The organism is Mycobacterium sp. BK086, from assembly GCA_004362315.1.
Classification (GTDB): domain Bacteria; phylum Actinomycetota; class Actinomycetes; order Mycobacteriales; family Mycobacteriaceae; genus Mycobacterium.
In genome coordinates this window covers 170,353-190,537 of sequence record SNWL01000008.1, presented here as the reverse complement: position 1 = coordinate 190,537, position 20,185 = coordinate 170,353, and the positions used below count along the sequence as shown (strand labels likewise).

The 20,185-nt window shown below is 67.2% G+C and carries 21 protein-coding genes and 2 riboswitches; of the genes, 12 read left to right on the top strand and 9 right to left on the bottom strand.

What is annotated here, in order from left to right; all coding sequences use genetic code 11:
- The first annotated feature begins 58 nt into the window (after positions 1-58).
- Positions 59-436, top strand: a complete 378-nt coding sequence (locus EV580_RS27295) for a hypothetical protein (RefSeq protein WP_133695354.1) — start codon at positions 59-61, stop codon at positions 434-436.
- Here EV580_RS27295 and EV580_RS27290 read toward each other — a convergent pair.
- Both EV580_RS27290 and EV580_RS27285 read right to left on the bottom strand, forming a co-directional pair.
- The gene (locus tag EV580_RS27290; protein ID WP_133695970.1) at positions 396-2,099 is read right to left on the bottom strand and encodes an MFS transporter; all 1,704 of its coding nucleotides are present in this window, start codon (positions 2,097-2,099) and stop codon (positions 396-398) included. The genes EV580_RS27295 and EV580_RS27290 overlap by 41 nt on opposite strands.
- Positions 2,100-2,308: 209 nt before the next feature.
- Positions 2,309-3,160, bottom strand: coding sequence for a putative endonuclease domain-containing protein (locus EV580_RS27285; protein ID WP_133695352.1), 852 nt, complete (start codon positions 3,158-3,160; stop codon positions 2,309-2,311).
- 139 nt (positions 3,161-3,299) lie between these two features.
- Positions 3,300-3,409: riboswitch (TPP riboswitch) on the top strand.
- On the opposite strand from EV580_RS27285, the gene thiC reads away from it, so the two are divergent.
- The 6 genes from thiC to EV580_RS27255 all read left to right on the top strand — a co-directional run bounded on the left by thiC (position 3,399) and on the right by EV580_RS27255 (position 9,634).
- The gene (gene thiC / locus EV580_RS27280) at positions 3,399-4,961 is read left to right on the top strand and encodes a phosphomethylpyrimidine synthase ThiC (protein ID WP_133695350.1); all 1,563 of its coding nucleotides are present in this window, start codon (positions 3,399-3,401) and stop codon (positions 4,959-4,961) included. It overlaps the preceding riboswitch by 11 nt.
- A complete protein-coding gene (gene thiD / locus EV580_RS27275) occupies positions 4,958-5,794 on the top strand; it encodes a bifunctional hydroxymethylpyrimidine kinase/phosphomethylpyrimidine kinase (RefSeq protein ID WP_133695348.1) in 837 nt (278 codons plus the stop codon). Before thiC ends, thiD begins: the two co-directional genes overlap by 4 nt.
- Entirely contained in the window at positions 5,791-6,408 is a 618-nt protein-coding gene (locus EV580_RS27270) for an alpha/beta hydrolase family protein (RefSeq protein WP_133695347.1), read from the top strand. Before thiD ends, EV580_RS27270 begins: the two co-directional genes overlap by 4 nt.
- Positions 6,409-6,480: 72 nt before the next feature.
- Positions 6,481-7,965, top strand: a complete 1,485-nt coding sequence (locus EV580_RS27265; protein ID WP_133695345.1) for a flavin-containing monooxygenase — start codon at positions 6,481-6,483, stop codon at positions 7,963-7,965.
- Positions 7,966-8,002: 37 nt separating this feature from the next.
- Complete coding sequence (locus EV580_RS27260; RefSeq protein ID WP_133695343.1) at positions 8,003-8,263, top strand: DoxX-related protein; 261 nt, start codon at positions 8,003-8,005, stop codon at positions 8,261-8,263.
- A gap of 153 nt (positions 8,264-8,416) precedes the next feature.
- Complete coding sequence (locus tag EV580_RS27255; protein ID WP_133695968.1) at positions 8,417-9,634, top strand: APC family permease; 1,218 nt, start codon at positions 8,417-8,419, stop codon at positions 9,632-9,634.
- On the opposite strand, the gene EV580_RS27250 is transcribed toward EV580_RS27255, so the two are convergent.
- Positions 9,626-10,735: an epoxide hydrolase family protein gene (locus tag EV580_RS27250; RefSeq protein ID WP_133695342.1), complete on the bottom strand. Its 1,110-nt coding sequence runs from the start codon at positions 10,733-10,735 to the stop codon at positions 9,626-9,628. The two genes, EV580_RS27255 and EV580_RS27250, sit on opposite strands and share 9 nt — an antisense overlap.
- 187 nt (positions 10,736-10,922) lie before the next feature.
- Between EV580_RS27250 and EV580_RS27245 the strand changes: the two genes are divergently transcribed.
- Positions 10,923-12,173, top strand: coding sequence for a uracil-xanthine permease family protein (locus EV580_RS27245; RefSeq protein ID WP_166654920.1), 1,251 nt, complete (start codon positions 10,923-10,925; stop codon positions 12,171-12,173).
- The gene (locus EV580_RS27240) at positions 12,170-12,811 is read left to right on the top strand and encodes a hypothetical protein (RefSeq protein ID WP_133695338.1); all 642 of its coding nucleotides are present in this window, start codon (positions 12,170-12,172) and stop codon (positions 12,809-12,811) included. Before EV580_RS27245 ends, EV580_RS27240 begins: the two co-directional genes overlap by 4 nt.
- 6 nt (positions 12,812-12,817) lie before the next feature.
- Here the strand turns inward: EV580_RS27240 and EV580_RS27235 are convergent, their stop codons facing one another.
- Complete coding sequence (locus EV580_RS27235) at positions 12,818-14,311, bottom strand: M28 family metallopeptidase (protein ID WP_286171881.1); 1,494 nt, start codon at positions 14,309-14,311, stop codon at positions 12,818-12,820.
- Between the two features lie 58 nt (positions 14,312-14,369).
- Between EV580_RS27235 and EV580_RS27230 the strand changes: the two genes are divergently transcribed.
- Both EV580_RS27230 and EV580_RS27225 read left to right on the top strand, forming a co-directional pair.
- Complete coding sequence (locus EV580_RS27230) at positions 14,370-15,347, top strand: permease (RefSeq protein ID WP_133695335.1); 978 nt, start codon at positions 14,370-14,372, stop codon at positions 15,345-15,347.
- On the top strand, positions 15,344-16,045 hold the full coding sequence (locus tag EV580_RS27225) for a TIGR03943 family putative permease subunit (RefSeq protein ID WP_133695334.1): 702 nt from the start codon (positions 15,344-15,346) through the stop codon (positions 16,043-16,045). The genes EV580_RS27230 and EV580_RS27225 overlap by 4 nt, the downstream gene beginning before the upstream one ends.
- Here the strand turns inward: EV580_RS27225 and EV580_RS27220 are convergent.
- The 4 genes from EV580_RS27220 to thiO all read right to left on the bottom strand — a co-directional run bounded on the left by EV580_RS27220 (position 16,036) and on the right by thiO (position 18,752).
- Entirely contained in the window at positions 16,036-16,803 is a 768-nt protein-coding gene (locus EV580_RS27220; protein WP_133695332.1) for an SGNH/GDSL hydrolase family protein, read from the bottom strand. The two genes, EV580_RS27225 and EV580_RS27220, sit on opposite strands and share 10 nt — an antisense overlap.
- Complete coding sequence (locus EV580_RS27215; protein WP_286171880.1) at positions 16,800-17,558, bottom strand: thiazole synthase; 759 nt, start codon at positions 17,556-17,558, stop codon at positions 16,800-16,802. The genes EV580_RS27220 and EV580_RS27215 overlap by 4 nt, the downstream gene beginning before the upstream one ends.
- On the bottom strand, positions 17,551-17,748 hold the full coding sequence (thiS, locus tag EV580_RS27210; protein ID WP_133695331.1) for a sulfur carrier protein ThiS: 198 nt from the start codon (positions 17,746-17,748) through the stop codon (positions 17,551-17,553). The genes EV580_RS27215 and thiS overlap by 8 nt, the downstream gene beginning before the upstream one ends.
- Positions 17,745-18,752, bottom strand: a complete 1,008-nt coding sequence (thiO, locus tag EV580_RS27205; protein ID WP_133695329.1) for a glycine oxidase ThiO — start codon at positions 18,750-18,752, stop codon at positions 17,745-17,747. Before thiO ends, thiS begins: the two co-directional genes overlap by 4 nt.
- Positions 18,747-18,858, bottom strand: a riboswitch (TPP riboswitch). It overlaps the preceding gene by 6 nt.
- Positions 18,859-18,882: 24 nt before the next feature.
- Here thiO and thiE point away from each other — a divergent pair.
- Positions 18,883-19,548, top strand: coding sequence for a thiamine phosphate synthase (gene thiE, locus EV580_RS27200; protein ID WP_133695327.1), 666 nt, complete (start codon positions 18,883-18,885; stop codon positions 19,546-19,548).
- On the opposite strand, the gene EV580_RS27195 is transcribed toward thiE, so the two are convergent.
- Entirely contained in the window at positions 19,541-20,122 is a 582-nt protein-coding gene (locus tag EV580_RS27195; RefSeq protein WP_133695326.1) for an NUDIX hydrolase, read from the bottom strand. The genes thiE and EV580_RS27195 overlap by 8 nt on opposite strands.
- Positions 20,123-20,185 lie beyond the last annotated feature (63 nt).

The window sequence follows — 20,185 nt, the reverse complement described above, 5'->3', positions numbered from 1 at the left end:
ACCCGGGCCGTCCTCGGCTCGTCACGATTTGTTCGCGCGGGTGTGCTGGGCTGAGCGGGTGAGTTCGGACATCGACATCCTGATTCCCAAAAGCACCGCACACCAGACGTTGACGTGCATCGACGCACTCATCGAGTTGTATCGCCGAGAACGACCCGCCGGAGGTTCGCGGGTGGTCGGCGATCTCATCGAGCTCCGTGAGGTGATCTCGCAGAGCATGCGGGCCTCGCGTGACCGCACCGCCCGCGTGGCAGCCGTGACCCTGGTCAGGGTCTCCGATCGCCTCAAGGCTTGTGCCCAAGACGAATTGGGTCCCGACGAAATGCAGGCCGCCATGTGGCGCACTGCAGGCCGCTTGCACCGCTGGGTGGCTGAGGGGACCGCCCCGCCGGTGGCTACTCGGCCGTCGCCTGCTCGGGCGTCTGGCCCTCGGTGACCGGATCGCCGCCATAGCGGCCCGGGTTGAACAACGAGGCGATCGCGCCGATCACCATCATCAGCGCGGCGGCACCGAACACCACCACCAGCCCGGAGTGGAACGGCTCGGTGATCAGGTTCGGGAAGAACGTCTGACCGGTCAGCACATCGGCGTTGACACCCGGTTGGTGCAGCGCGTTGTACGGCGCCAGTAGCTCGGCGATCGGGTTGTAGCCCAGGAACGCGGCGAACAGACTGCCGACCGGCGGCAGATTGGCCACATCGTGGGCGACTGATGCCGAAACGCCTTGGGCCTGAAGGCCTTGGCTCATCGCATCGGGCAGGGTGTGGGCCAGCCCGACGATCATCAGCGAGAAGAAGATTCCGATCGACAGCGAGTTGCCGGCGTTGAAGAACGTCGAGCGCACGCCCGACGCCGCGCCCCGCTGCGAGGCCGGGACGCTGGACATGATGGCCGCGGTGTTGGGTGCGGTGAAGATGCCGCCGCCCAGGCCGTTGAGGAACACCAGCACCGCGAAGACCCAGTAGTTGAAGTTGACCGGGATCATCAGCAGCGCAACGAATGTCACCGCCATCAGCAGCATGCCCGCCACGGTGAACGGCCGCGCCCCGAACCGGTCGGCCAACGAACCCGCGATGGGCGCGGCGGCCAGGAACCCGAACGTCGCGGGCAGCAGGTAGATGCCCGCCCACAACGGGGTGGATTCAAAGCTGTAGCCGTGCAAGGGAAGCCAGATGCCCTGCAACCAGATGATCAACATGAACTGCAAGCCGCCGCGGCCCACCGACGACATCAGCCCGGCGAGGTTGCCCATGCCGAACGCGGCCGATTTGAACAGCCGGATGTCGACCATCGGCTGCGACACCCGCAGTTCGATGAAACAGAACGCAACCAGCAGCACCAGCCCGCCGATGATCGAGCCCAGCACCATGGGGCTCGTCCAGCCCGTCGTGGAGTCACCGTAGGGCTGGATGCCGTAGGTGATGCCGATCAGCAGGACCGTGAGTCCGACACCGAATGTGACGGTGCCGGCCCAGTCGACCCGGCCGGGATTGCGCACACCCAGCTCCTTGAGCGAGCGCACGCTCCAGATGGTGCCCAAGATGCCGATCGGCACGCCCACCCAGAAGATGGCCTGCCAGTGGATCTCGGAGAGCACGCCGCCGATCAGCAGGCCCAGGAACGAGCCGGCCACCGCGGCGACCATGTTGACCCCGAGCGCCATGCCCCGCTGATTGGCCGGGAAGGCGTCGGTGAGGATGGCCGACGACGACGACATCAGCATGGCGCCGCCGATGCCCTGGATCACCCGCCAGGCGATCAGCCATATCGCGCCGCCGTCGAGGTGGAACGGGTCGAACGACAGCGCGACCGCCGCCAGCGTGAACACCACGAAGCCGATGTTGTAGATCCGCACCCGGCCGTACATGTCACCGAGCCGCCCGAACGGCACCACCAGCACGGCGGTCACCACCAGGTAGCCCATCAGCATCCACAGCAGGTAACTGACGTTGCCGGGCGCGAGAGGGTTCAGGCCGATGCCACGGAAGATCGCAGGCAGTGAGATCAGGACGATCGAGGCATTGATCGAGGCCAGCAGGATGCCCAGCGTGGTGTTGGACAGCACGACCCACTTGTAGTGCGGGTGATCGTGGTCCATCCGGCGTCGACGCCGGTCGGTTTCCGCCAGGGCAGGGTCAAGCTCGGTCGTCACGGGCGAATCTCGTTTCGTATGCGAAACACATATGTTAGCTATACAAATCATCAAGGGCCAATCGGTATTCCCAGCCGCCGGGACAGGCCGGCAACGCGCGAGTTTCACCTTTCGCAGGGAAAGTGCGAGTACCGCGCCGCAAAACGTGAAACTCGTCAGGGAGTCCAGCCGCGAGAGCGCAGAAGTTGGGCGGCGCGGCCGATGATTTCGTCGTCACTGTCTTCTTTGATGACGTGATCGACCGCCCAGCCCAGGGCCTCCACCTTCGGCCGTAGACGCAAGTCCTTCACGTAGGCACGACGGTTGGTGCGATGCACGTCGCCGTCGTACTCCGAGCCGACCCGAAAGTCCTCCCACCCGAGGTCCAGAATTCTGACTGCTTCCCATCCGTTGAGAACGGGAACCTGGGTGGTCGGACGAGGGAGCCCGGCGTCTATGTACAGCAATCGGAGCCGAGTCTCCTGCGGCGAGGCCGCACCGCCATCGATGAGCGGCAAGAGGCCGACCAGCTGCTTCACCCCTCGCGCTCCGGGATACCGCTTGGCCAGGATGAGTACGTCTTCGGCCGAGAACACACGATTGCGCATGAGCGCATCCAGGCGTGCGACCGCCTCGCCGCGTCCCAGATGTCGCCCCAGGTCGAACGCCGCGCGGGCACGCACCACGACCGGGATGCCGGCGACTTTGGTGATCTCATCGGGTGCGAGCAATTCCTGCCGGACCACGAGGCCGGGTTGCGGACGAGCGTGCCGCGGGGAGATCAGCTCGATGGTGGCGTCAGCGTCGACCCAACTCGCGCCGTACAGGCCCGATGCAGCGACGCCGGTGACCACCGCCTGGCGGCCAGTCGCCAACCAGGCCGCCTTCGCCCGGTCCCACAACGTGACAGCACCCTTGGGCATGTACACGCCGCGGAACAGCGGCTGATACCAGCGGACCAGCTCACTTCTGGTGAGCCGACCGGCCGCCAATGCCTCACGGCCGACGAATACATCCCGCTTCGCCATGCGGGAAGCATCCCAGCGAGTCCCGACAATTCAGCCGAGACCGACTGGCCCCGATCGAGTTTCACCTTTCGCAGCGAAACATCGAGTGAGTGGCTGCAAAACGTGAAACTCGGCGACATGGGCTACTGTGGGCGACGGAAACCAACCACACGGGAGCGCACCGGCAGTGCGCTGAGAGGACGGCTGAGGGCCGTCGACCGTAGAACCTGTCCGGATAATGCCGGCGTAGGGAGTGAGCATGACTGCGTTTGTCGAACCCACCGTTACCACCGGCCCGATCGCCGGCAGCACCAAGATCTACCGCGATGGCGTTCCGTTCCGCCGTGTGCACCTGTCCAATGGCGAGCATCTGGACCTCTACGACACCTCGGGTCCGTACACCGATTCCGAGGCCACCATTGACCTGCACGCGGGGCTGCCCGCGCGGGCCGGCGTTGTCACCGAAGGCACCCAGCTACAGCGGGCCCGCGCCGGGGAGATCACCGCGGAGATGGCGTTCATCGCCACGCGGGAAGGAGTGCCCGCTGAACTCGTCCGCGACGAGGTGGCGCGCGGCCGCGCGGTGATCCCCGCCAATCACCGCCACCCCGAGTGCGAGCCGATGATCATCGGCAAGGCATTCGCGGTGAAAGTCAATGCCAATATCGGCAATTCGGCCGTCACCTCCTCGATCGCCGAAGAGGTCGACAAGATGGTGTGGGCCACTCGATGGGGCGCCGACACGATCATGGACCTGTCCACCGGCGCCGACATCCACACCACCCGGGAGTGGATCCTGCGCAACTCCCCGGTGCCGGTCGGCACCGTGCCGATGTATCAGGCGCTGGAGAAGGTCAAGGGCGACCCAACCCAGTTGAGCTGGGAGATCTACCGCGACACCGTGATCGAGCAGTGCGAGCAGGGCGTGGACTACATGACCGTGCACGCCGGAGTCCTGCTGCGCCACATCCCGCTGACCGTCAAGCGGGTCACCGGGATCGTCAGCCGGGGCGGGTCGATCATGGCCGCCTGGTGCCTGGCTCATCATCGAGAGTCGTTCCTGTACGAGCACTTTGACGATCTCTGCGAGATCCTTCAGCGCTATGACGTCACCTTCTCGCTCGGTGACGGCCTGCGGCCCGGCTCGATCGCCGACGCCAACGACGCGGCCCAGTTCGCCGAGCTGGCCACCCTCGGTGAACTGACGAAGGTCGCGAAAGCCGCTGGGGTGCAAGTGATGATCGAAGGACCCGGCCATGTGCCGATGCACAAGATCGTCGAGAACGTCCGCCTCGAAGAGGAACTGTGCGACGAGGCCCCGTTCTACACACTGGGCCCGCTGGCCACCGACATCGCCCCCGGCTATGACCACATCACGTCGGCGATCGGCGCGGCGATCATCGCCCAGGCCGGCACCGCGATGCTGTGCTACGTCACCCCCAAGGAACATCTCGGGCTGCCCAACCGCAAGGACGTCAAGGACGGCGTGATCGCGTACAAGATCGCCTCCCACGCCGCCGACCTGGCCAAGGGTCACCCGCGCGCTCAAGAGCGCGATGACGCGCTGTCGCGGGCCCGGTTCGACTTCCGGTGGCACGACCAATTCGCCCTGTCGCTGGACCCCGACACCGCGCGAGAGTTCCACGACGAGACGCTGCCCGCCGAGCCCGCCAAGACCGCCCACTTCTGCTCGATGTGCGGGCCCAAGTTCTGCTCGATGCGCATCACGCAGGACATTCGCGACGCGATGGCCGCCAAATCCGAGGAGTTCGCCGCACACGGCAACCGGGTGTACATACCTCTGGAAAACTCGGTGCCGTGAATTTCCTGCCCCTGACCCCGCTCGGCCAGACCCCACTGCGGGTCATGACCATCGCCGGCTCCGACTCGGGTGGCGGTGCCGGCATCCAGGCCGATATGCGCACCTTCGCATTGCTGGGGGTGCACTCTCTGGTTGCCGTCACCGCGGTGACCGTGCAGAACTCGATGGGCGTCAAGGGTTTTCACGAGATTCCGCTGGACATCATCGCCGGCCAGATCGAGTCGGTGGTCACCGACATCGGCGTGCAGGCGGCCAAGACCGGCATGCTGGCATCGTCGGCGATCATCGAGACGGTCGCGGGAACCTGGCGCGATCTCGGCCTGGCCGGCACCACCCCGTTCGTCGTCGACCCGGTCTGCGCCTCCATGCACGGCGACCCGCTGCTGCATCCGTCGGCGCTGGAGACCCTGCGCACCGAGCTGTTTCCGCTGGCCAGCCTGGTCACACCGAACCTCGACGAGGTGCGCCTGCTGGTCGGTATCGACGTTGTCGACGAGCAGACCCAGCGCGACGCCGCGAAGGCGCTGCACGCCCTTGGCCCGCAATGGGCATTGGTGAAGGGTGGCCATCTGCGGGGCTCGACGCACAGCCCCGACCTGTTGTACGACGGCACCGACTTCCACGAATTCGACGCGCCGCGAGTGGACACCGGCCACGACCACGGTGCCGGTGACACGCTGGGCGCGGCCACGGCTTGCGCACTGGCGCATGGGTATTCGATGCCCGAGGCGGTGGCGTTCGGCAAGGCCTGGGTCACCGAATGTCTGCGCGCCGCCTATCCGCTGGGCGGCGGGCACGGCCCCGTGTCAGCGCTCTTCCGGCTGCAGCAATGAACCTCGAGGACATCGCGGGCATCGCGCACGAGCCGGACGGCACCCCGGTCGGAGTCGTCATGCTGACCCACGGCGCCGGCGGTAGCCGGGAGTCTCCGCTGCTGATCCGGATCTGCGACGAGTGGGCATCCCGCGGCTGGCTCGCGGTGCGCTACAACCTGCCGTATCGCCGGCGCCGCCCGAAGGGACCGCCGTCGGGGTCGGCAGCCGGTGATCGGGACGGGATCGTCGAGGCGCTCACGCTGGCCCGCACGCTGGCCAACGGGCCGGTGATCGCGGGCGGGCATTCCTACGGCGGCCGGATGACCTCGATGGTCGCCGCCGAGCACTCCGACCTGCTGAACGTGCTCACACTGTTCTCGTATCCCCTGCATCCGCCGGGCAAGCCCGACCGACTCCGCACCGAACACTTCGGTGCCATCACGGTCCCCACGGTGTTCACCCACGGCACGTCGGACCCGTTCGGCAGCATCGACGACGTGCGCGAGGCTGCCCGCGGCATCACCGGGCCCGTCGAGATCGTCGAGGTCACCGGGGCGCGCCACGACCTGGGGTCGAAGGCGCTGGACGTTCCCACGCTGGCGGTCGACGCCGCGCTGCGGGCACTGCCCTGACGACATTGGTCCCGGGGACTCGGGCCAAACGGCTTCACCTTACTCGCGAGTAAGATACGGTATTCTGTCCGCATGCCATCGATGCAGCTCGACGCGATCATCGTCGGCGCCGGTTTCGCAGGAATCGGTGCGGCAATCCAGCTCAAACGCCTCGGGTTCGACAACTTCGTCGTGCTCGACCGCGAGGACGATCTGGGCGGTACCTGGTACGTCAACCACTATCCCGGGCTGACCGTCGACGTCCCGACCACGACGTACTCGTACTTCTTCGAGCCCAATCCGAACTGGAACCGATTGTTCTCGACCGGCACGGAGATCAAGCAGTACGCAGACAACGTCGCCGACAAATACGACGTGCGCCGCCACATCCGGTTCAACACGACCGCCGAGAGCGCTCAATGGGACGAGGAAGACAAGCGGTGGCGGGTGACGCTGGCCGACGGTGACATGCTGACGGCGCGGTATTTGATCACCGCGACGGGCTTCCTGTCGCAGCCGTTCACGCCCGAAATTCCAGGCATCGAGAGCTTCGAGGGCAAGGTCGTTCACACCGCCGCGTGGGACGACAGCTACGACCCAGCCAACCGCAAGATCGGCATCATCGGCACCGGCGCCACCGCCGTGCAACTCGTCCCCGAATTGGCCAAGGACGCAGCCGATCTCACCGTGTATCAGCGCACCGCGATCTACGTGGTGCCGAAGATCGACATCAAATTCGGCGCCAGGGCCAAGCGGCTGTTCGCGCGTGTCCCGCTGGCCCAGCGTGCCATCCGCGCCGTCACCGACTTCGTCTACGAGGTACTCGTCGACTGGGGCATCCTCCACTACAGCCGTTTCCCGGCGGGCAACAGGGCCGCGGGCGACCTGTCGAAGTTGTGGCGGTTCGCCATAATTCGGGACAAGGAACTGCGGCGCAAGCTCACCCCGGATTACGACTTCGGTTGCAAGCGGCCGACATTCTCGAACAAGTTCTATCGGGCGTTCACCAAACCGAATGTGCACCTGCAGACCAGCGGGATCGATCACATCGAACCCGACGGCATCGTCGCCAACGACGGCAGCAAAGCCGTCATCGACACTCTGGTGCTGGCAACGGGTTTCGATCTCTGGGAAGCCAACTTCCCGGCCATCGAGGTGATCGGTCGCGACGGCCGCAATCTGGGTAAGTGGTGGCGGGAGACTCGGTTCCAGGCGTACCAGGGCGTGTCGGTGCCGTACTTCCCCAACTTCTTGAGCCTGGCCAGTCCGTACGCGTTCCTCGGGTTGAACTTCTTCAACTCGATGGAGTACCAGATGCGGCACATGGACCGGCTCTTCGGAGAACTGAAGCAGCGCGGGGCGACAACGTTCGAGATCACCGAGGACGCCAACACCCGCTACCTCGATCACATGACCGAGTTACTGGGGACCTCTTTGTTCACCCTCGGAAACTGCGCGTCGTCGCGGTCGTACTATTTCAATCCCAGTGGTGAGGCGACGCTGTTGCGGCCGATGACTACGCACGAAGCATTACGCGAGGCGTCGACGTATCCGGTGTCCGACTATCACATCAGTTAAACCGAGTGGCACATCAGCTGAACCTGAGAGGACGTCGATGTCTGCAGAGCCGTTGATCAAGTTGACCGGGGTCGTCGTTGCCGTCACCGGGCTGTCGCACTTCGTGCGCCCCGAATTGTTCGAATCGGCGACCAAGTCGGCTTTCCCGGACAACACCCTGCAGCACACCTACATCGACGGCGGGATCGAGACCGCGATCGGGCTGGCCCTGGTGGTGCCTAAGACGCGCAAGCTGGCGCTGGCCGGATTGGTGGCCTACGGCGCCTATCTGGGTGCGAATATCGCCCGCAACCGCTGAGCTCTTCAAGATCACAGTTCTGACACCTTTTACGCCCCCGTCAGATTTTTCGCTTACATTGATCGAGCACGAAAGGTCGGGGGACCGTGCCGGACCGGCGTGAGTGCGGGCGACCGCTCCCACGTCGGTCCGCATTCATGTTCAGGGCCTAGGATCCCGCCGGTGAACGGCCTACAGCGACGCCTCGGCACCAGCGATGCGGTGATCATCGGGCTCGGTTCCATGGTCGGGGCCGGCATCTTCGTCGCGTTGACCCCTGCAGCGGCCGCGTCGGGTTCGTGGTTGCTGGTCGGGTTGGCGCTTGCCGGTGCCGTCGCCTACTGCAACGCGATGTCCTCGGCCTGGCTGGCGGCCCGCTACCCCCAGTCGGGCGGCACGTACGTCTACGGCCGGGAGCGGCTCGGCGAGTTCTGGGGCTACCTCGCGGGCTGGAGTTTCGTCGTCGGCAAGACCGCGTCGTGTGCCGCGATGGCGCTGACGGTCGGGTTCTATGTCTGGCCCGCCTACGCGCACGCGGTGGCGGTTGCCGCGGTGCTGGCGCTGACCGCCGTCAACTACCGCGGTATCCAGAAGTCGGCGCTACTGACCCGGATCATCGTCGCCGTCGTTGTGGCGGTGCTGGCCGCCGTCGTGGTGATCGCGGCGACCTCAGGGCGCGCCGACGCCGAGCATCTCAGGCTTGGCGACGCCCACGCGCTCGGGGTGCTGCAAGCCGCCGGATTGCTGTTCTTCGCATTCGCGGGCTACGCGCGCATCGCCACGCTCGGCGAGGAGGTGCGCGATCCCGCCCGAACGATCCCGCGGGCCATTCCCCTCGCACTCGGCCTTGCCCTCATCATCTACGCCGCGGTGGCCGTGACCGTGCTGGCGGTCCTGGGCCCCGACCGATTGGCAACGGCCGCAGCACCATTGGCCGACACAGTGCGAGCAGCCGGAGCGGCCGGGTTCGAACCCGTGGTGCGCGCCGGGGCGGCGGTCGCGGCGCTGGGTTCCCTGCTGTCACTGATTCTCGGGGTATCGCGGACCACCCTGGCGATGGCGCGCGATCACCACCTGCCGGCCGGTCTGGCCGTCGTGCATCCCCGCTTCGGGGTGCCGCATCGCGCGGAGGTGGCGGTCGGTGTGGTGGTCGCTGTGCTGGCCGCGGTCGCCGATGTCCGTGGGGTGATCGGGTTTTCGTCGTTCGCGGTGCTCGTGTACTACGCGATCGCCAACGCCTCGGCGTGGACGCTGGGGCGTCGCCTCGTTCCCGCCCTCGGCCTGGTCGGCTGCGTCGTGCTGGCGGTCGCACTTCCCGTGCAGGCCGTGGCCTCCGGTGTGGGCGTACTCCTGCTCGGTGCGCTGATTTACCTAGTCCGGCGGTTACGGTGAACCGGCAAGCTCGACTGCAGCACGCACACCCGCGACGTATTCAACCGGACATTCCCACGCCGCAAAGTGACCGCCGCGGGACTCCTCGCTCCATGACCGGACGTCGAAGAAGCGTTCTGCGAATTCTCGGGGCGCGTTCACAAGGTCCTTCGGGAAGATGGTGAAGGCCGTCGGGATCTGGATTCGGGCCGGTGGTTTCGAACCACTTTCGACATACGGCGTGAACGACGTACCGATCGCACCGCTGACCCAGTAGGCGGTGATCCAGGTGAGCAGTTGGTCGCGACTGAACACGGCTTCCACGTCGCCGCCGCAGTCGGTCCAACTCCGCAATTTCTCGAGTATCCAGGCCGCCAGCCCTGCCGGCGAATCACCGAGTCCGACGGCGACGGTGTGTGGCTTCGTACGCTGAAGATGCATGTAACCGCCCTCTGCATCCTGCCACCGGTGACCGTGTGCCATGTATGCCCGCTCCGATTCGGTCACGTCCTGAGGCGGATTCACGAGATATCGGTATTGGGATACATCGGTCAGGTGCAGTGCCGCGACCGCGTCGGGGTGATCGGCTGCGATCGCCTCGGCGACGTCACAACCGACATCGCCGGCAGACACCACGTAGCGGTCGTAACCGAGATCGGTCATCGCGGCCGCTATTGCCTCGGCCGCAGCGGTCGCGGATACGCCACGGCGGTCGATAGGCGCGGCGAAGGGAAATCCGGGCAAGGCTGGCACAACCAGGTGCGCCTCGGTGAGCATCGGCAGGATCTTGTGGAAGCGCAGGACGGAGTCGGGCCACCCGTGCAGCAACAGCACCGTCCCCGCACCATCGTCTGCTGACCGCTGATGGATCGCCCGGATCGGTGTCTCGCTGTTGGTTCCGGCGACTGTCCAGGGCAACGTGAGTAGCTGTTCTTCATGTTCGCGCCAGTCGTAGGACGTCGTCCAGTAGTCGAGCAGGCGGGCGAGATATTCGCCGTCGACACCGCGTTCCCAGCCGAACCCGACGGGAAGTTCCACCCGGCGGTACGACGCCAGTCGGGTCTGCAGATCGTCCAGCACCGACTGCGGTACCGGACTAGGCGCGTGTTCTCGGCGACTCATGACGGTTTCCCTCTCCGTCGCAATGTCAGCGCGTTGCTTCTATGGATTGAATCCGCTTGTAGCCCAACCCTACCGAGTGAACCAAGGCGGGGCCGACTGGATCGATGCGATAGCGGGGCCAGTCCAGTTCATGGATACAGCGTGCGCGCCGCGCCAGAATGCGGTTGAGTTTCAGTCCGTGATACCGATGAGCTGGACACCGGTTGAAAGTCGCGCCGACGAGAAATTCGTCGTCGCCCCGCACGAACGGCTGAGCTGGCCGCGGACGTTGGGCATCGGCGCCCAGCACGTCGTCGCGATGTTCGGAGCCACCTTTCTGGTCCCGGTCCTCACCGGCTTCCCACCCGCGACCACGTTGTTGTTCTCCGGCATCGGCACGCTGCTGTTCCTGGTGATCACCGGCAATCGGCTGCCGAGCTATCTCGGCTCGAGCTTCTCGGTGATCGCGCCGGTGACGGCAGCGGTGGCCTCGCACGGCGCAGGCAGCGCATTGGGTGGGTTGATCGCCGTCGGCGCCTTGCTGATCGTCATCGGCCTGGTGGTGCACCTGGCGGGCACGCATTGGATCGAGGTCGCCCTTCCCCCGGTCGTGACCGGAGCCATCGTCGCCCTGATCGGGTTCAACCTGGCCCCGGCCGCCAAGACGAACTTCGAAAAGGGCCCTCTGGTCGGCATTGTCACGCTGGTCCTGCTCGTCGTGGTGCTGGCGTTCTTCCGCGGCATCATCGGCCGGCTGGCGATTTTCCTGGCGGTCGTCGCGGGATATCTGCTCGCGCTGGCTCTCGGTGAGGTGGACACCTCGGGGATCGCCGCGGCGGGCTGGATCGGGTTGCCGGAGTTCCAGACCCCCACGCTGAACCTGTCGGTTCTGCCGATGTTCCTACCCGCGGTCATCGCGTTGGTCGCCGAGAACATCGGGCACGTCAAGTCGGTCGGGCAGATGACGGGCGTGGACACCGATCCGCTGACCGGCCGGGCGCTGGCAGCCGACGGTGTCGCGACGGTGCTCGCCGGTATCGGCGGTGGCTCCGCGACCACCACCTACGCCGAGAACATCGGCGTGATGGCCGCGACTCGCGTCTACTCCACCGCGGCGTACTGGGTAGCGGGTGTGACGGCCATCGTTCTGGCGTTGTGCCCCAAGGTCGGAGCGACGATCTCGGCGGTTCCACCCGGTGTGCTCGGCGGCGCCACAATCGTGCTCTACGGGCTCGTCGGTGTGCTGGGTGTACGGATCTGGCTGACCAACAATGTGGACTTCAGCCTGCCCGTCAACCAGATGACCGCAGCGATCGCACTGATCATCGGAATCGCCGACTTCACCTGGAGCATCGGCAATCTCACGTTCACCGGTATCGCGCTGGGCTCCATCGCCGCACTCGTCGTCTATCACGGCATGCGGGCGTTGGGGGTGCTGCGGGGCGCGCGGTCGTCGTGACCGATGTCGCCGCGCCGCTGTACACCACCTTCGCGCGTTATCCATTGCCGAGGGAGTTGGCGATCTGTGAGCAGTGCGGCCCGCAGTGGTCCATCGACGACATCCGGTCGACCCCGCTGCGGTCGTTGTCGCTGCCGCAGCTGGAAGCGCTGCACGTGATGTCGTTGAGCGACGATCACTTTCGCCACTTCTTTCCACGTCTCATCGAGCTGCTGGCCGATGAGAAGGCACCGGTGTTCGCCTTCAACCTGCGCGGCCTGCGCCAGCAGATACCGCGCTGGCCGACCACCGAGAAACAGGCCGTCGGACAACTCGTCGACGATCTGTGGCGCCGGTTACTGGCCCACCATCCGGCCGAAATCGGCTATTTCTCCGATGGCCCCACTCTGATCGACTTCACCTATTGGACCGACCAGCCATTGCAGCCTCATCTGGACCGTTGGTCCGCGACCGGTACCGTCGCTGCTGCACAGCATCTCGGCGAGCTCGTCGAGGCGGCGTTCACCACTCGCGAGCCATTCGACCCGGCCGTCAAGGAACAGGTGCTGACGTGGCTGCGTCAGCCGACCATCGGCGAATGCCTCGGTGCAGCCAATCTCGATGCCGCCGAAGAGCTTTGGCGAGTGTGCGGTCGCTGACTCGAGCTACGCGTCGGTGATCAGGTGGCGGGTGCGATCCTCGCGCTGCGGAATCCCGTTGCGGCCGTCCTGGTCCTGCGCATAGAACCCGACCGAGTAGACCACTCCGCCACCGAGGATTCCCAGCGCGGTCTTGTCGATCTGCGCCAGGGTGTCGGTGCTCTTGTGATAGTTCGGATCGAACGGCGCGTCGGCAGTCCCACCCCAGAGCTTCTGCTGTTCGGGGGTCTTGTTCTCCTCGGCTCCGGAGAACAGCCCGCCACTGGGCACCCCGGCCTGGGTGAACGCGTCATAGTCCGACCGACCGTCGAATGATGTGTCCTGGGCGGTCTTCCCGGCCGCCTTGAGATAGGCGACGAGCGTGCGCTCGATTCCCGCCGACCCCTCCGGCACCCGCGGGATCGCGCCCCCCTGTCCGGGCGGAGTGGACTGGTCTCCGTCATAGGTGAAATAGCCCGGGTTGGGTGAGCCGATCATGTCGTAGTTGAGGTACAGCGCAATGTCCTTGAGCTGATCGACATTCAGCGACTCGATGTACTTCTTCGACCCGATCGTGCCGAGCTCCTCTGCTCCCCAGAAGGCAAACCGCACAGCGTTTTTCACGTCGGGGTTCGGACCGAGTTGCACGGCCGTCTCCAGCACCGCGGCCACCCCCGAGCCGTTGTCGTTGATACCGGGCCCCTCGGGAACGCTGTCCAGATGCGCGCCGACCATCACGACATCACTGACCGAGCCGGTCTTGGTCTGGGCGATGACGTTGCGGGCGTTGACGGATTTCGTCTCCGCTTCGAGCTTGAGCGTCGCCGGACCCGGTTTGGCCCGCAGCGCAGCCCCGTCGGCTTTCGTCACGCCGACCACCGGGATCTTGACGTCGGTGTCCTCGCCCAGCGTGGCGCCCATGCGCTGTTCGTCGACGTTGTCGGCGACGACCATCGCGACCGCGCCCAGCTTGGCGGCGATCTCCTGCTTGTCCTTGAACGGGCAACTCCCCCGGTCGACCAGTATCACCGCACCCTTGACGGGCAGGCCGTCGTAGTCGGCCGGCGCGCAGCCGGGGGTGTCCTCGGCCGGCGCGGCGACCAGCGGGCCGGTGATGCCCTGCGGCGGCGTCCCCAGGCTGAACTCCATGGCGCGGGCGGTGACCTCGCTGCCGCCGACCCGCAGATCCGGTTTGCCTGACTGCCAGACCCTGGCCTGGAACTGCGGGGTTTGCACGTCGAACCCCTTATCGCGCAGCACGCCCGCCACATAGTCGACGCTGGCATCGAAGCCAGGGGTGCCGACCGCCCGGGTTCCGTCGTTGGCGTCGGCGATGCCCTGCAGCTTCTCCAGGTGGGCATACATCGCATCGGTGCTGACCTGCTTGCGCAGTCCGTCGGCGAACGCCGCGGCCGGCGTGCGGGCCGTGCCGGGCTGCGTCGACTGGGCCGGGTGATTGCATCCGGCGACGGTCACCACCACGCCGGCGAGGGCCACTGCGGTCAGCTGTCTGTACTTCACCGCGCCCAGGTTAGACGTATCGGCGCGCACGCAGGTTCGGGTGGCACGATGTTGCTCGATGACCGTGACCGCCCCGCGCCGCCGCCTGGTGACCTCGACCGAGGTCTTGGTGGCGGGGCTCGTGGTGTGCGCCTTGGTCGGTACCTGGATGCGTGACGGGGTGGCGGGCAACCCGCGGTTGGCGACCGCGGGCACGGTGTTCGCCGGGGTCTTTCTGCAGGCCGTGCCGTTCCTGGTGCTCGGTGTGGTGATCAGCGGTCTGATCGCCGCGTTCGTCTCCCCGGAACGGCTGGCCAGGTGGCTGCCCAAGCGGACGCCCACGGCCGTGCTCGCCGCCGGGGTGGCCGGCGCCGCGCTTCCGGGCTGTGAGTGCGGATCGGTTCCGGTGGCCCGGCGCCTCTTCGGCGAGGGGACGACGGGGGCGGCAGCACTGACGTTCATGCTCAGCGCGCCGGCGATCAATCCGGTGGTGCTGGTGGCCACCGCGGTGGCGTTCCCCGGTCAGCCGCAGATGGTGGCCGCCCGCTGCGTGGCCTCGCTGGCCACCGCGGTCGTCATGGGAGTGCTGTGGTCGAAGTGGGGGCGCCCCGGCTGGGTCACCCGCACGCTGCCGCGCCAAGACGACGACAGCCAGTCGCGCTGGACGGTGTTCAGCGAGGCCGCGCGGCATGACTTCCTGCAGGCCGGCTCGTATCTGGTGATCGGTGCCGCCGCGGCGGCCACATTGCGAGTTGTTGTGCCGCCGTGGATGTTCGAGCACATCGCCGGTCATCTGGTGATCGGTGTGATCACCATGGCGCTGTTGGCGTTCGTGCTGGCGCTGTGCTCGGAGGCCGACGCCTTCGTGGCGGCCAGCCTCACCATGGTGCCGCTGATACCGCGGCTGGTGTTCCTGGTGGTCGGTCCGGCCGTGGACGTGAAACTCGTTGCCATGCAGGCGGGTCTGTTCGGGCGGAGCTTCGCGCTCCGCTTCGCCCCGGTCACCCTGGTGGTCGCGACGGTGCTGGCGACGGCGGTGGGAGTGGTGCTGCTGTGAGGCGCGAAACCGAGAACACGCTGCTGCTGATCGTGGGGATCGCACTGGTGATGGTGACGATCACCGGGGCGTACACCCGCTACGTCAAACCGGCGATGCTGCCGTGGCTGGCGATCTCGGCGGCGGTGGTGATCGCGCTGGCGTTGGCGGCGATCGTGCGGGACGTCCGCAGCGGCGGCGCCGGCCACGACCACGTCGGGCATGTTCACCGCAACGGCATCGTCTGGCTGCTCGTCCTTCCCGTGGTGCTGCTGATCTTCGTGGTGCCACCGGCATTGAGCGCCAGGGCGGCGGCACCGGCAGCGGTGACGGTGACCGGTGCCCTGTCGTTTCCGCCGCTGCCCGCCGGGCCGGCGCCTGCGGTGTCACTGCCCGAGGTGCTGATGCGCGTCGCGGTCGGCAAGGTCGGCGGATTGGACGGCAGGCCGATCACCACAACCGGGTTCATCATGCGCGACGGCGATCGGGTCGATCTGGCCAAGATCGTGATCATCTGTTGTGCTGCCGACGCGCAGTTGGCGCGGCTTCATCTGTCCGGCCCGGCCGTGGCCGACGCCGCGGCGCTGCCGGAGAACACCTGGCTTCGGGTCGAGGGCACCGTGCCTGCCGGGCAGACCTACTCGGGCACGTCGTCGATACCGACACTCGAGGTGTCGGCTCTCACGCGGATTGATCCACCCGCCAACACCTACGGTTGACGGACCGTCGCCGCGATGAGGTCGGCGACCGCGCGCATACCGGCTGCGTTGGGATGCCACGGTTTCGGCCGCCACGGCAGCAGCGAGCCCGCGCCGATGGTCCACGGGTCGGCCGACCAGGCGTGGTGATCGCGGCTGGCATCCGCGGCGTGGACGACTTCACATCCGGTGGCCTGGGCGGCTTCCCGAGTCTCGTCGGCCAGTCGCTGCGCGACGTGACGGCCCAGGTCGGCGACATCGTCGGGCAGTGGTGGGGCGGGTGTTCCGGCCGGCGGCAGCAGGGTCAGGTAGTCCACGAACAGGATTCGCGCGCGTGGAGACTTCTCGCGTAGCGTCTGGCCGACTTCCCGCAGGGACGCGCCCACCTGATCGAGCGCCGCGTCACGCGCCCGCGGATCCAGCAGGTCGCGCAGCCAGCCACCGATCATCGGCATGGACCGCAACATCGTTGGCAGGGTAGCGGCGAACAGCAGTGGGACGTAACCGACGTCGTTGCCGCCGATGGTGACGGTGACCAGTTCCTCCGAGCCGTCCAGGGCGTCGATCTGGGGTGGCGCGCCGCGCTGGGGTTCACGCAGGACGTTGGCGGTGGTGGCTCCGGAGTAGGTGACGTCGACCAGGTCGACACCCAGTTGTTCGGCGGCCAGGTGCGGATAGTTGTTGGCCGACCGGCCGGCCGCGACCGGCGATCCCGTTGCGCGAGGCTTGATTCCGGGCCCAGCCGCCATCGAGCTGCCCAGCGCGACGTACCGGCTCATGCGAGGCTGGGGCTCGACGCCTGCGCCCAGAACCGCTTGGGGATGCGCCCGGCGTGCCGGGCCAGCAGACCGGCGGTGACGGCAGCAGCCATCGCTGCGGCCATCGCGGGCGGGTCGGCGGCACGGGTGACCGCACTCGCCAACAGCACCGCATCACAACCCAATTCCATGGCCAGTGCGGCATCGCTGGCGGTACCGATCCCGGCGTCCAGGATCACCGGCACACCGGCCGCCTCGACGATCATCTCGATATTGTGCGGATTGGAGATCCCCAGGCCGGTCCCGATCGGTGAGCCCAGCGGCATCACCGCCGCGCAACCGATGTCTTCGAGTCGGCGGGCCAGCACCGGGTCATCGTTGGTGTAGGGCAGCACCACGAATCCGTCGTCGACCAATTGCTCTGCCGCACGCACCAATTCGACCGCGTCGGGCAGTAGTGTCCGTTCGTCGGCAATGACCTCGAGCTTGACCCAGTCGGTGCCCAGTGCCTCGCGGGCCAGTTGCGCGGTCAGCACCGCCTCTGCGGCACCGCGGCACCCCGCGGTGTTGGGCAGCGGCGCGATCTCCAGCCGGGTCAACAGGTCCAGCACGCCGGTACCGCCCTCGGCGTCGACTCGGCGCATGGCCACGGTGGTCATCTCGGTGCCCGACGCGATCAGCGCCTCTTCGAGCACCGTCAGGTTCGGCGCACCGCCGGTGCCCATGATCAGCCGCGAGCCGAACATGCGGCCCGCGATCGTGAGTTGCTCAACCACCTTGCACCGCCGTCACCACTTCGATCCGGGCACCCTCGGGTACCGCCGAATTCCATTGTGAGCGAGGAAGAACCGTCCAGTTCACCGCGACGGCGATCCCGCGTTCGGGAAAGCCGAGAGTCTCCAGCAGTCCCGACACCGTGGTGTCGTCGTCGACTTCCCGCTCCTCGTCGTTGACCATCACCTTCACGCCCGTGCTCCAATCAATTCGGCGGCGATCCGCTGCGCGGTCCACGGCGCCAACAGAAATCCCGACCGGCCATGTCCGGTGGCCACCAATGTTCGCTCGTCGAGACGGCCGACGATCGGCATGTTGTCCGGGGTCATCGGCCGCAACCCCGCCGCGCATTCGGCCAGCTCGTATTCGCCCAGAGCCGGCATCACCTCGCAGGCGTCGTCGAGCAGCTCCCGCACACCGGTCACCGCGGGTGCGGTGTCACGGCCGTGCTCGTATTGCGTCGCACCGATCACCACCCCGTCAGCCCGCGGCACCAGGTACACCGAACGGCCGTGCACCCTGGCCCGAACCACGCGTTGCGGCACCGGCATACACCCGCGCCGCCAACGCAACCGCAGTACCTCGCCCTTGACCGGGCGTACCTGCAGACCGGGCCACAGCGCGGGCGCGTCGATGCCGTTGGCGATCACCACGGTGTCCGCGCCGTCGCGAGCGTCGTCGAGCCGCTCCACCGGCGCCGCCCACTGAACGCCGAGCTGCTCGCAGCGGGCCTCGAGGGCACTCACCAGCTTGCGATTGTCCACCGCGAGTTCGTCAGCGGCGATGAAGCCATGCCGAATACCTTGGGCCAGAAGCGGTTCGGTTTCGCGGGCGGTGGTCGTGACCGAAACCGGGTGGCCTTGGGCCGACAGCCAGTCGGCGACCGTCCGAAGGTCTTGAGCATCCGCCCGGTCCACCCCGACCACCAACGACTCACGAGCGGTGACCACATCGTCGGGCAGACCGTCCAGAAAACCGCCGTGCCACAGCCGCAGCGACTCCAGGCCGAGCGCCAGCAGCTTCTCCTCGCCGGGCCAGCCTTCGCTGTGCGGGGCCAGCATGCCGCCGGCCACCCACGAGGCACCCCAGGATGGTGACCGATGTACCCGCACCGCCAGTCCGTCCAGCGCCGCGCGGCGAGCGACCGCGAGACCGATGACACCGCCCCCGACGACGGCCAGAGATTCCTTCGACATATCCCTTTCGCTTCCTTCGCCGGCATGACCCGGATCAGGTGGTGACGGTCTGGAGGGTTATCGCTCCACTCTCAGCCCCGCTCCCGGGGCTCCCGTGCCAACCGTCCACGCTAGCCGCTACCGTCGCGGTGTGCACGAACCTCACACCAGGCTCGCGACCGCACGGCTCTACCTCTGCACCGACGCCCGCCGCGAACGAGGCGATCTGGCCGAGTTCGCCGACGCGGCGCTGGCCGGTGGCGTCGACCTGATCCAGCTGCGCGACAAGGGCTCGCCCGGCGAACAGCAGTTCGGCCCGCTGGAGGCTCGCGAGGAGCTTCAGGCGCTGGAGATCCTGGCCGACGCCGCCCGTCGGCACGGCGCCCTCCTGGCGGTCAACGACCGCGCCGATATCGCCCGCGCGGCCGGTGCCGACGTGCTGCATCTGGGCCAGGACGACCTGCCGCTGGAGGTGGCCCGCGACATCGTCGGCGATCAGACCGTGATCGGCCGTTCCACCCACGCGATCGGTGAGGCTGCCCGCGCACTGACGGAGGACGTCGACTACTTCTGCGTCGGCCCCTGCTGGCCGACGCCGACGAAACCCGGCCGCCCGGCACCCGGTCTGGACCTGGTGCGTGAGGTCGCGGCGGTGCGACCCGACAAGGCGTGGTTCGCCATCGGCGGAATCGACGAGCAGCGCCTGCCCGAGGTCCTGGGGGCGGGCGCGAGCCGAATCGTGGTGGTGCGTGCGATCACCGCGGCCGATGACCCCCGGGCCGCGGCCACCCGGCTGCGCGCAGCGTTGACTAGCTGACCTCAGCGGCCGCCGACGTGCACCACCCGAAGACCCCGGACTGGATCTCGACGGTGTGCGGCACCGGTTTCAGGCATTCGTCATGATCGTGCGCGCTCAGCATCGCGGTGATGCGCAGCCGTTCCCAGCTGGCGGCGAAACCGGGGTGCAGCGGCAGCTCGACCACCTCGTCCTCGGCCACCCAGCGCAATTCGGAGCTCTCCCGGTTGGCCACGGTGTTCAGCAGTTCGGGGGCGTCGGCGACGACGGTCGTGTAGCTCCAGTGCGAACCGCTGGCACCGGAGACCTCCGCGGTCACCACCGTCGCGCGGACATGCACGTGCTCGGCCAGCAGCCCGGCCTCCTCGTGAGCTTCGCGCACCGCGGCCTGCTCGGGGGTTTCATGACTGTCGCGTGCACCGCCGGGCAACGCCCAGGTGCCGCCCTGGTGACTCCACGGGGCGCGGTGCTGGAGCAGTACGGCGGGCGTGCCGTCGGCGCGGGGCGCCCGCAACAACAGACCGGCGGCACCGTACACACCCCAATAGTGGGTGCCGGTATCGGACACCACCCAGCCGTCGCCATCCCCACGCACGCGTTCAGGATAAGCACGCCACGCCGGAGTAGGTCGGTCGATCCCGCCCCATCCGTCACACGA